The sequence below is a fragment of the Pseudomonas sp. GL-RE-29 genome (genome assembly GCF_019947275.1).
Taxonomy (GTDB): Bacteria; Pseudomonadota; Gammaproteobacteria; order Pseudomonadales; family Pseudomonadaceae; genus Aquipseudomonas; species Aquipseudomonas fluorescens_A.
This window is the reverse complement of record NZ_JAGYGD010000002.1, coordinates 366,119-378,028: the sequence shown is the minus strand read 5'-3', so window position 1 is coordinate 378,028 and position 11,910 is coordinate 366,119. Positions and strand designations below refer to the sequence as shown.

At 58.2% G+C, this 11,910-nt stretch carries 8 protein-coding genes, 1 rRNA gene and 1 pseudogene; 4 read left to right on the top strand and 6 right to left on the bottom strand.

Going from position 1 to position 11,910, the window contains the following annotated elements:
• Positions 1–192: 192 nt before the first annotated feature.
• Positions 193–308 (top strand): 5S ribosomal RNA (gene rrf, locus KGB21_RS03485).
• Between the two features lie 104 nt (positions 309–412).
• On the opposite strand, the gene KGB21_RS03480 is transcribed toward rrf, so the two are convergent.
• From KGB21_RS03480 to KGB21_RS03460, 5 genes and pseudogenes are all read right to left on the bottom strand, one after another.
• Positions 413–880: an SRPBCC family protein gene (locus KGB21_RS03480; RefSeq protein ID WP_223503558.1), complete on the bottom strand. Its 468-nt coding sequence runs from the start codon at positions 878–880 to the stop codon at positions 413–415.
• A 22-nt stretch (positions 881–902) separates the two neighbouring features.
• Entirely contained in the window at positions 903–4,319 is a 3,417-nt protein-coding gene (locus KGB21_RS03475; RefSeq protein WP_223503556.1) for a non-ribosomal peptide synthetase, read from the bottom strand.
• A gap of 13 nt (positions 4,320–4,332) precedes the next feature.
• A complete protein-coding gene (locus KGB21_RS03470; RefSeq protein ID WP_223503554.1) occupies positions 4,333–5,262 on the bottom strand; it encodes a diiron oxygenase in 930 nt (309 codons plus the stop codon).
• Positions 5,259–6,034, bottom strand: a pseudogene (locus KGB21_RS03465) (DUF3050 domain-containing protein). Before KGB21_RS03465 ends, KGB21_RS03470 begins: the two are co-directional and overlap by 4 nt.
• 665 nt (positions 6,035–6,699) lie before the next feature.
• The gene (locus tag KGB21_RS03460) at positions 6,700–7,410 is read right to left on the bottom strand and encodes a GntR family transcriptional regulator (protein ID WP_034148091.1); all 711 of its coding nucleotides are present in this window, start codon (positions 7,408–7,410) and stop codon (positions 6,700–6,702) included.
• 198 nt (positions 7,411–7,608) lie between these two features.
• On the opposite strand from KGB21_RS03460, the gene lapG reads away from it, so the two are divergent.
• Complete coding sequence (gene lapG, locus KGB21_RS03455) at positions 7,609–8,301, top strand: cysteine protease LapG (protein WP_223503552.1); 693 nt, start codon at positions 7,609–7,611, stop codon at positions 8,299–8,301.
• Positions 8,302–8,315: 14 nt separating this feature from the next.
• Positions 8,316–10,262 carry a cyclic di-GMP receptor LapD gene (gene lapD / locus KGB21_RS03450; protein ID WP_223503550.1) on the top strand — a complete coding sequence of 649 codons (1,947 nt, stop codon included), beginning with the start codon at positions 8,316–8,318 and terminating at the stop codon, positions 10,260–10,262.
• A gap of 157 nt (positions 10,263–10,419) precedes the next feature.
• Here the strand turns inward: lapD and KGB21_RS03445 are convergent, their stop codons facing one another.
• Positions 10,420–10,785 carry a hypothetical protein gene (locus tag KGB21_RS03445; protein WP_034148385.1) on the bottom strand — a complete coding sequence of 122 codons (366 nt, stop codon included), beginning with the start codon at positions 10,783–10,785 and terminating at the stop codon, positions 10,420–10,422.
• A 226-nt stretch (positions 10,786–11,011) separates the two neighbouring features.
• Here KGB21_RS03445 and KGB21_RS03440 point away from each other — a divergent pair, with 226 nt between their 5' ends.
• Positions 11,012–11,899: a TauD/TfdA dioxygenase family protein gene (locus KGB21_RS03440; protein ID WP_223503548.1), complete on the top strand. Its 888-nt coding sequence runs from the start codon at positions 11,012–11,014 to the stop codon at positions 11,897–11,899.
• Positions 11,900–11,910: the final 11 nt, after the last annotated feature.

Below are 11,910 nucleotides of genomic sequence, written 5' to 3'. Positions count from 1 at the left end.
TCCCATCCCGAACTCAGCAGTGAAACGATGCATCGCCGATGGTAGTGTGGGGTTTCCCCATGTGAGAGTAGGTCATCGTCAAGATTAAATTCCGAAACCCCAATTGCGAAAGCAGTTGGGGTTTTGTCTTTAAAGTAGAAACATCAAGAATTCGTCAGCACGTCGTCATAGACGGACTGACACACAGAATTTCTTGACGACCATAGAGCATTGGAACCACCTGATCCCATCCCGAACTCAGCAGTGAAACGATGTATCGCCGATGGTAGTGTGGGGTTTCCCCATGTGAGAGTAGGTCATCGTCAAGATTGAATTCCGAAACCCCTGTCTGCTAACGCAGACAGGGGTTTTGTCGTTTCAGGGGTACTAAAAGCCCGTTTTGGAGCGTCTCCAAAACGGGCTTTTTCGCGTCTTACATAAACAGTTTCAGTACATTGTTCATCGCATCATCGGCAAAACCCTGTACGAAATCCTTAAACCCCGACAGCGTCTCGGCACCACCCTGTGCCGGTTCGGCAATGATGGTCCAGGTAGCCCGCGACCTGCCCGCATCTAACGAATCCACACTCATCGCCGCCCACAAATTGCCCACGCCCAATGTGTTGTAGATCGTGGTCCAGGTCATGCTTAGCGCTTCATCGTCACGGGAGTTGAGTTGCTCGACTACCAGGTTGCCGTCCTTGAAGAATTTCTTGCGCAGGGATGACACGCCTTCACCAGTCATCTCGATGTGCGACAGCGCCGGAATGAATCGGTCGAAACCGGCAAAGTTACCGACCACGGCCCAAACCTGTCCGGCATCGGCAGGCACTTCCACCGAGGACACAACTTGGCAGCCTTGCGGGTTTTTGATCAGGGTATCGGGGTGCAGTGTGCTCATGGTTTTGCTCCATTGGGTTGAATCAGATGAAGTTGATTTCTTTGAGGTAGTCGCACCCGCGACGCAGCAGCGCCGGGGATTTTTCCGGATAGCGCGTGCCCATCTGACGCACGCCGGCCCGGGCGTTGTCGTGCCCGATCATCGAGATGTCGCCGATGTCTTCTTCGAAGCCGTTGAGGTAGAAACCCAGCACGCCGAACAGCGCGTTGTCGCTATCGACACGGCGCAGTTGCTGTTGCCAGTCTGCGACGCTGACCATGGAAAACTGCCGGCCGGTTTCGCGAAAGGATGCAACGTAGGTGTCCCAGTCCAGCGGTTCAGGGTTGTGCAGGTTGAATACCGCTTTGTCCGGTTGATAACGGCTGGCATGGAAGGCGATAAAGCCGGCGAGGAAGTCCACCGGCATCAGGTCGAAATTGAGCGAAAACTCCGGAACCTGGCCGAGTTGTATCGAGCCCTTGAGCATCAGCATTAAACGGTTCTTGTGTGGCTGGCACACACCCGTGAGGCTGTTGAAGCTGATGTTGCCGGGGCGATAGAGATTGACCCGCACACCGCGCTGTCGTGCGCGTTCGAGGATCCGCTCGCCGACCCATTTGGACAGGTTGTAGCCATTCTTGATGTAAATCGGCGGGGTCTGGGCGGCGGGCATCTCCAGCACCCGGCCATCGGCGGAAATCGTGCTGGAAGCTGAGAGTGTCGAAACGAAGTTGAAGATCTTTTTGCTGCGCCCTTCGCACAGTCGCAGACACTGGAAAATCGGCTCAACGTTGTCCCGCGCCAGCGACTCATAATCGAGTACGTGATTAACGTTGGCAGCGTTGTGCACCAAAGCGCCGAACTCTCGATCCAGTCGCTCGTAGACGTCGGCTGCCAGCCCCAGTTCCGGGCGCGTGATATCTGCCGCGTAGACTTGCACGCGATTCAGGTCCAGGTGCTCCAGGCGATTCTCCCGCAAGGCCTGGGCGAAACGCTCGACAGCCGATTGCCCGCCACCGTCGCGGACCAGGCAGGCTACTTCGCTTGCCCCCCGCGCCAGCAAAGCTTCAACGATGTGTACACCGACAAAGCTGTTGGCGCCGGTGACGATTACCTTATGCACGTCGCCCATGCGGCTGACGGGCAGTGGCTGCACTTCCAGTTCGCGGTCGGCGTCGGACAGGGCCTTTTCACTCAGCACCTCTTCGCTGCCGGATCCGCGCACCAGCGTCGCCAGTTTTGCGATAGTGGGCAGTTCGATAAAGCGGTTGATCGAAATGCTGCGGCCGAACTCTTCGCGCAGGCGCAGCAACATCCGAGACAGCAAAATCGAATGACCGCCCAGATTGAAGAAGCTTTCGTCAGTGGAAATATCGCAGGCGGATAACTCCAGCAGTTCGGCCCAGATTTCCCGCAACAGCACTTCATCGTCACTGACGGGCAAACACCGCGAGCCGTTTTCAATGCAGCTGACCGGCAGTTTCAGCAGTGCCTGACGATCGACCTTGCCATTGCTGGAATACGGCATGCTCGTCAGTGCGGTCCAGGCGCTGGGCTGCATGTAGTCTGGCAAATGCTGCGCCGCATGAGCTTTCAACGCTTCGCGAGCGCTGCCAGGTTGATCTTCCCGAGGCTGGGCGAGGAAGGCCAGAATCCGTCGATTGCTGTCGATGACGACCGCCACCTGACCGAACAACTGGCTGTCGCGCAGGCAGCGCTCGATCTCTTCCGGCTCGACCCTGAACCCGCGGATCTTCACTTGGTTGTCGCGACGCCCACACAGCTCGATGCCGTCACCGGTCCACTTCGCCATGTCGCCGGTGCGATAGGCGCGCAAATGCTCGCCCTTCGGCAGACGCAGGGTCAAATAGCGCTCGGCGGTTTGCTGCGGATTGTTCAGGTAACCCAGGCACACCCCTGGCCCGACGATGTACAACTCGCCGACGGTTTGCTCGGCTACCGGCTGAAGTTCCTCATCGAGAATCAGCACCCGGCTGTTTGCAATCGGTCCGCCCAGCGTCCGATTGTTGTCGCCGGTTTGCAGTTGCCGCGCGGTAATCAGTACCGTCGCTTCGGTGGGACCATAAAGGTTGTAGAACTTGCTTTGGCGCGTCAGTTGCTGGATGACCCAAGGCTCGCAAACATCGCCGCCGGTCATGACGTGATCAAGGTTTCGCAGTTGCTCCAGCGGTAGGATGCTCAACAACGCCGGAGGCAAAAAGGCGTGGCTCAGTTGCTGATAACGGATCAGCTCCACCAGTTGCAGCGGGTCGCGACGCTGATCTTCATCAGGTACGATCAGCTCCGCACCTTGCAGCAAGGTCGGGAAAATATCGATCAGCGACGAGTCAAAACTCAGCGACGAAAACTGCAGCACACGACTCTCTTCGGTCAACTGCACATAGTCCGCATACCACGCCGTGAAGTGCGCGAGATTGGCCTGGCTCAGCAGTACGCCTTTGGGGTGGCCGGTGGTGCCCGAGGTGTAGAGCGCCATGCACGGTGCGTCGAGATCGAGACGAAGGCGCATCAAGGGTTGATCGAGATTCTCTTCGTCGAAGTCGATGCCGGTGATATCAAGCGCCGGCATTTCTGCAGCGAGCGGGTGCTGCCCGTCATGCAGCAGTAAAACAGCGCCAGCGTTCGACAGGATGTACTGCTGGCGCTGTAGCGGATGGCTCAGCTCCAATGGCAGGTACACCGCACCGACGCCGAGAATCGCCAGAATTCCCGCATACAACGCACTGCACTTGGGCAGGCAAATTCCCACGACCAATGGCCCTCGATACTTATCGAGCAGCGGTTGCAAATGCCGGGCGATGGCGCGGCTTTGCGCGTGCAATTGGCGATAGTCGATGGACGAACCTGAGATGTTCAATGCCGGGCGTTCGGCGCACTGGATAAAGCGCTGTTCAAGTCGCTCGATGATCGGCGTTTGTGCCAATTGCAGTAGACGCGGCTGCGCGGTGGCGTTGAAACGATGCACGTACGCCAGGCTCTCCAGCCATTGCAGATTTTCTATTCGATCGAAATGCGCCGGGGTGGCCGGTTCGGCGAGGAGAAAATACTCGGCATCCCGGGAGAAGCGGCTGACCAGTAGCGCCACGTGACCCACCAATTCCGCAACTGTGCGCAGACGCAACGCCTGGCCATTGCCCGAAGGCTCATTCGCGATTGGCAAACGAGTGAGTAACGTCGAACCGATGGAGCACAGCAAATCTAGCGACGGAAGGTCGGAAGCACCCGAGGGGCCGACACCCAGTTCCAGCGTCAGTCGCGGCGCATCGCTGAGACTTTCAAGCAGCAGGCTGGCATCGTCGATCAGCAGATCCGCACTACCCGGTGTCAGCTCTCCGAGCGCGGCCACCCGTGTCAAAGAATGACCGTGTTGTTCAAGTTCCAGCGCCAGATCGGTCAGGGCCTGGCTGCGGCCAACGAGCAGAATGTCGAGACGTCTCATGATGTGCTCCTCGTCAAATCAGGTAGTCGCTCAAGGCGTTTTGCACGCACGGCGAATCAAGCAGCGAACTGCTGCGGAAGAACCGCACGATGTTGGCCACGAGTGGGTGATGCCGATTGATCGGGAAGGCCAGCCCCGATACTTCGCTCTTGAGCGTGTGGCGCGTTGCGTCGTTGATTTGCAAGGCGTCGATCAAGCGAAAGTCGAAGGACTTCTGGATGTCGTTGGTCAGGTAGTGGCCGATGAACACCGGCAGGATCTTCGCGATGCACTGGCGGTCGTCTTCGCACGCGGTGTGCCAGTAGATGCGCACCATCCGGGACCAGAACCCGGAGTGGCGGCCTTCATCCAGCAAGTGGTCGGCCATCAAACCCTTGATCGACTGCTTGACCGTTTCGTCCTTGGCGAACGCCGCGACATCGCCGGTCACGGTGTTCTCGGCGATGGCCACGCAAATCAGCTCCACGGCGCTGCGCAGGTGTTCTGGCGCGAGTGCCACAGCCGCCGGGATCGCCCGGCTCAGCTCGATTTCTTCGGGCAGGTCGATGGGCGTGATACCGGTCATGGCGACGGTCTGTTGCATGAAGTCCATCGCCACCAGCGCGTGATAATCTTCGTCTACGACTACGGTCATGGCGTCGTAACGGCAGGCGAACGGAAAGGCCAGTGCGAAGCGATTCTTGGCGATGCTGCGAGCGGTCTTGTCGACGATCTCGGTTTCGAAGATCACCACGTCGTTGATGAATTTGTAGAGCGTCTGCACCAGGGCAAAGTCGCGCTGTTGCGGGCACTCGCGCAGGAACGTTTCGCTGAGCACCAGTGGTTGCCGGCTCAGGGGGTAGATCAGTTTGTCGTCGTTCTCCAGTACGCGACGCGGCCGGGTGCGGATGGTGGCGCGGCTTTCCCAGGCGTCGGCGAAGGATTGGTAGTCGGCGGCGTTCATGAGGTCATCTCCGTGACGGATTCGCCCATGCTCAGGCGCAAGCCGTCCCACAGCGCGATACGACTTTCCACCGCGGCGATGGCGCTGGCATACACCTCTTCTTCACGCTGCGGATTGCCATCGACCAGTCGCGCGAGGAGTTTTTCCGCCGCCGGGCCGTGGTCTTCGGCATCGACTTCAATGTGCCGTTCGAGGTAATAGCGAAAGGTCGGCGCCTGTTCGATGCCGATGCCCCAGTCGTCGAGAATGCGCTGGAACATTTGCGGAATGACGCTCTCGCGGCCATGTAGAAACGCCGCCGCCACACTGTGGCCCGGCGCGTGCAGCGCGGTGTGAAGTGTGTGACGTACGAACTGCGCCGCCGCCGGGTTGACGTCCACACTTTGCAGCGCCACATCGTAACTCACGCCTACTGTTGCAGTGCCACGAAGCGTTCGACTGCGGCCGTACTCGCGCCTATCTCACGCATAGCATCGAGATACAGTTCGAAGTGGCTGTAGTGACCCTGGGCCGGGCGGTCATCAGACTCTTCACCCAGCACGATCTCGTTGATCAACCGCGCCGCTTGCGGATCTCGCGGAGGGAGCCAGGGCAGGTGGGTGCAGGTCAGATCCCGTTGCAGGCGTTTGGTCAGCGACATGAAATCCCACACCGCAAATACATGGGATTCCATGAAGCGTTGCAACACCGATAGCGAATGTATTTCGGAGAAAATCGGGTGTGCACTCAGTTCGGTTTTCTTTTGGTCGAGATGCGCTTTAGTTGATTTCATGGACGAACCTTTATGAGTTATAGATGAGTGTGATCAATCTCTGATGGCCGGTTAAAGTTTTAAGTTGGCGAGCGAGTGCCTCAAACAAATTGATCTGTTTTTGCACGTGTCTCAGATGTGCTTGGCCCTGCAGCCCGCGATCGCTGGCGGCGTGGAAAAACTAATACACAAATAAAGTATTCGGCAAGTCATTTTGTTAGATATTAAAAGTTGATATTTTTCAAGCGCGACAAGTTCCAATAGAATCTTTTATGTAAGTTTTATTTGGATGTAGTTACTCCTTCCGGCTTATATAAGTCAGAATTTTAGTAAAGAGTGAATGCCTCACTCGAAGCAACTTTCTAATTTAAATCGTTGAGGTGATTTGAAGGGGGGAAGTTGGACAGGGGTGACGCCGACTCTTCCGTTCCCGTGGCAAGGCTCCTTCCGTAGGTTTCGACCCAAGAGTGAGCGTAATTCAAGGCAGCCGCTATCACCGGAGTGTGCGGATCGGGGAAGGATGAAAGGGAGGGGAATTTGTAAGCGGTTTGTGTAGCGAGGGAGCGTGCTCCCGTCCGGATGCGGTGCAGTCACTCAGTCTGTCAGGGCGTCATGGCAGTAAAAAAATTTTTGGGGCTGCTGCGCGGCCCAGCGGGAGCAAGCCCCCTCGCCACATTAGATCGGCGTCACTTGGCGGCTTTTCTGCTCTGGGCTTCAGGGCTGGCGAGGTAGCGCGTGATGACCTCGACCCCACGATTGAGGTGATGTTCGAGCAGTTTCACCGAACCTTCGACGTCCCGCTCCTCAGCGGCTCGCAACAGCGCACGGTGATCCTCCTGGGACAATTTGCCCAGGCCCATGGCTTCCAGGTTGAAACGCAGAAAACGCTCTTCTTCGTTCAAGCCGTCTTCGACCAGCTTCAGCAGTCGGCGATTGGGGGCTTTGTTGTAGAGCGACATATGGAAGAGGCGATTGAGTCGGCCAATTTCGCTGTAGTCGTGCTCCGTTTCCAGTTCGTCGATGAAGCGGGCGGCCTGATTGATGTCCGACGCCTCAAGCAGAGGAACCGACAAGCGCAGCGCTTCGGATTCAAGCAGGATCCGCAAAGCGTAGGTTTCCACGGCATCGCCCTGTACCAACGGCGCGACCACCGCGCCTTTATGGGCGACCACGTTGAGCAATGCCTGGGCTTCGAGCTGGCGCAAGGCTTCGCGCACGGGCATGCGGCTGACGCCAAACAGGTCGGCCAAGTCTTGCTGGCGCAGGGCAGTACCGCAGGGAATGCGTCCGTCGAGAATGGCCGAGCGCAAGGTTTCCTCGATCACCGAGCGTGCCAAATGAGCGGGAATCGGCCCGTTGACCTTGATACTGCTGAGGGGGTTGGGCTTTTGTGTCACAACTACGCACCCTGAATGATTGAATTATTTTTTGGATCCAACTGACCCTAGTGACAGTCCGCCATGTTGTCAAACGCCCGGTGGAAAGCCTTCTCTCAGTTTAGCGCGCCATCAGTGATCGCATCGTGCCATTGTTTTTTACTGGGCTAACCTACACCATCAACCGACTTCTACCCTATTTACCCTGGATGCCTGGCATTGGCGGTATGTAACCCGATCTCCCGGATTTTGCGCCGCCTGCTTGGCGCACTGCTGCTGGCCAGCGTGCTGCTGGGCGGCTTGCATGCCGATTGGGATTTTTCCCTGATCAGCCGCCGGGCGCAGGCATTGTACGGACCTTTGGGCGAAGGTCAGCAACGCATTGATGATTGGCAACGCCTGCTGTCCACCCAGAAGCAGATCGGCGAGCTGCAACAACTCAACGTGGTCAACCGGTTCTTCAACAGTCAGGTGCGTTATGTCGAAGACCAGGATCTCTGGCGCCAGGTCGATTATTGGGAAACCCCTATCGAAGCCCTGTGGAAAGGCGCCGGCGACTGCGAAGACTACGCAATCGCCAAATATTTCAGCCTGCGGCATCTCGGCGTTTCCAGTGACAAGCTGCGGATCACCTACGTAAAGGCCTTGCGCCAGAATCGCGCGCACATGGTGTTGACCTACTACCCGACTCCGGACGCCATTCCGCTGGTGCTCGATAGCCTGGTCGACACCATCAAACCGGCGAATCAACGAACGGATCTGCTGCCGGTCTACTCTTTCAATGCTGAAGGGATGTGGTTACCGGGCGCCAAGGGCAACCAGAGGGTCGGTGACACCAAACGCTTGTCCCGCTGGCAGGATGTGCTGAAGAAAATGCAGGCCGAAGGTTTCCCGGTCGAGTCGATAAATTAGGAGCACGCCTTTAGATGTCTTTGTTCAAACAACTGTTGATCGCTATCTGTCTGTTCCTGATCGTCGCCTTTACCGGCAGCTTCATGGTCAGCCTGGAGAGCTCGCGAACCCAGTACGTCAATCAGTTGCGCTCCCATGCCCAGGACGCGGCGACGGCGCTGGCGCTGTCCTTGACGCCAAACATCGACGACCCGGCGATGACCGAACTGCTGGTCAGTTCGATTTTCGATAGTGGTTACTACGCGAAAATTCGGGTCGTGGATTTATCCAACGATAAGACACTGGTCGAGCGCAGCGGCATCCCCACGGATACCAAAGTGCCGGAGTGGTTCGTCAGGTTGATCGGCCTGGAGCCCGCCGGTGGCGATGCTATTGTCAGCCGTGGCTGGGAGCAGGCCGCGCGGGTCGAGGTGGTGAGTCACCCGATGTTCGCGTTGGCCAAGTTGTGGCAGAGCGCCTTGGGTAGCCTGGCCTGGTTACTGATCTGCGGCGTGGTCAGCGCGATCCTGGGCGCACTGTTGCTGCGCCGGCAATTGAAGCCTCTGGATTACATGGTCCAGCAGTCCCATGCCATTGCCCGTCGCGAATTTCTCAGCCTGCCAGACCTGCCGCGCACGCCTGAATTGCGACGCGTGGTGCAGGCCATGAACCAGATGGTCGAGAAGCTCAAGGCGCTGTTTCAGGAGCAGGCCGAACGCAGTGAAAAGCTGCGCGTCGAGTCCTATCAGGACAACCTTACCGGGTTGGCCAACCGACGTTATTTCGAGATGCAGTTGAACGCGCGGGTGAGCAACCCCGAGCAGGCCAGTTCAGGTTATTTGCTGTTGTTGCGGGTCAAGGATCTGGCCGGTCTCAACCAACGTCTGGGCGGTCAGCGCACTGACGCCTTGCTGCGTGCGGTCGGCGAGCTGTTGTCTCGCGAGTGTTCCAAATTCCCGGAAACCCTGAACCTGGTCACACGGATTCGTGGTGGTGAATTTGCCGTGCTGGCGCCAGGGTTGGTGCGCGAGGAAGCGCTGCAACTGGCTCAGCAACTGGACAACAGCCTGGCCAGCCTGCATGCGACCGGCGCCACCGACGTTCCCTCGGTGGCCGCCATCGGGTTGGCGCCGTTTGTTCATGGCGACGCGCCACAAGCGGTGCTCGGGCTGGCTGATCAGGCCTTGGCACAGGCTGAAGGCCAGTTGGATTCGAACTGGGTCTGCCTCGATCACAGCGCCCTGGACCGCGTCGGCGACGATCATCATGCCTGGCACAACCTGCTCGATCAGACGCTGAATCAGCGGCGCTTCCAGTTGTATTTCCAACCGGTGGTGGCGAGTCAGGACACGCAACTGGTGCTGCACTACAAGGTGCTTTCGCGCCTGATCGACGATCAGGGCCAGACCATTCCGGCCGGACACTTCCTGCCGTGGCTGGAGCGGTTTGGCTGGGCGGCGCGGCTCGATCGGCTGATGCTGGAGCTGGTGCTGGAGCAGATGGCCGGCCACGAGGAGTCGCTGGCGCTGAACCTGTCGTCGGCCACCCTGAGCGATCCGCAGGCGTTGAACGCGGTTTTCGAAACGCTACGTGCGCATTCTGATCTGGGGCCGCGGCTGACCCTGGAAATCGGCGAAGAACAATTGCCCGAGCAAGCGCAACTCGAAGACCTGACACGGCGTCTGCGTGAGCTCGGGTTCTCGCTGAGCCTGCAGCGCTTTGGCGGGCGCTTCAGCATGATCGGCAACCTGGCGCGGCTCGGGTTGGCGTACCTGAAGATCGACGGCAGTTACATCCGTGCGATTGATCAGGAAAGTGACAAGCGCCTGTTCATCGAGGCCATTCAGCGTGCGGCCCATAGCATCGATTTGCCGTTGATTGCCGAGCGAGTTGAGACTGACGGGGAGTTGGCGGTGATTCGCGAGATGGGGGTGTATGGGGTTCAGGGGCGGCTCGTGGGTGAGCCGAAGCCATGGGCTTAGGTGTTGGGATTTGAGTCGTTTGTGATCCCGCCATCGCGAGCAGGCTCGCTCCCACAGTTTGATCGGTGATGCCCACAGGATTTGTGTGCAACACAAAACCCTGTAGGAGCGAGCCTGCTCGCGATAGCGTCAGTTCAGACGCTGACGAGCGATAGGTTCAGATAAACCCTTCCTCATCATCATCAACCAAATGACTCAACCCACCCAACGCTTCCCGGGCCTGGCTGCGGTCCATGAGTTTGGCCTGCGCGGGTGCTGGCAGGTCGGTGACGCGAATCACGCCTTTGCTGATCAGCACTTCGATCAGGTCGTCGAGTACCCGGATCATCTCCAGGTCGCTCTGGCGCAGTTGCTTGAGCTGTTTGATTTGCTGCAGTTGCTTGTGGCTGGTGGCCACGACTTCATTGGCAAACCACTCCTGAAGATCAGGGTGGTCAGCCGGCAGCGTTTCCGTGGATTCGGCGTAAGCTTCGGCTTCCACGCGCATCAGTTGGCCGTCTGTGTCGCGTTGCACGTAGAACATAAACATCCCTCACAAGTGAACAGCGTCATGCTGTCAGCAGCATAGGTGAATTAAGCCATATGGTTATTCGCTAACGGTATTTAAATTCGCGTTCTTATATCTATAAAGTTAATCCCCTGCGTACCTGCCGACCAATCGGCGCGCCGCACGACACGAACCAACACGACATCCGTGAGTTTCTGATCGACGCGCGCGCCCTTGAGCGTGCCGTGCGTGGGAGTGATTTATGTCCGCAGCTTCAACATCGCCAAGCATCGCACCACAATTTTTCGAAATCCGCCCGTTCAGCGGTGCGGTGGGTGCCGAAATCATCGGTCTCGATTTGTCCCGCCCGGTCAATGATCAGGATTTTGCGCGCATTCATCGTGCGCACCTGGATTATCACGTGGTGGTGTTTCGCGACCAACGCATTACCCCCGAGCAGCAGATCGATTTCAGCCGCCGTTTTGGCGTGTTGCAGATCCATGTGCTCAAGCAGTTCCTGCTGACCGGGCATCCAGAAATTCTCATCGTTTCCAACATCATTGAAAACGGCCAATCCATCGGCCTCGGCGATGCCGGCAAGTTCTGGCATTCCGATCTCTCCTACAAAGAACTGCCAAGCCTGGGCTCGATGCTGCATGCCCAGGAACTGCCGTCCGAAGGCGGCGACACCTTGTTCGCCGACATGCACAAAGCCTGGGACAACCTGCCCGAGGCGCTGCGCAAAGCGGTCGAAGGTCGCTCGGCGGCGCACTCCTACACGGCGCGCTACAGCGAGACCAAATTCGAAGGCAACTGGCGCCCGACCCTGACGCCGGAACAACTGGCGCAAGTCGCCGAAGTCATTCACCCGGTGGTGCGTACCCACCCGGAAAACGGGCGCAAGGCGTTGTTCGTCAGCGAGGGTTTCACTACCCGCATCGTTGGCCTGCCGGAAGACGAGAGCAAGCAACTGCTCGACGAACTCTACGCCCACAGCGTATTGCCGCAAAACATCTACCGCCATCAGTGGCAGCCCCATGACCTGGTGTTCTGGGACAACCGTTCGCTGATCCACCTTGCCGCCGGATGCCCAAGCCATCTGCGCCGCAAGCTGTATCGCACCACCATCCAGGGCGACGCGCCTTTCTGATTTGTCGGAGA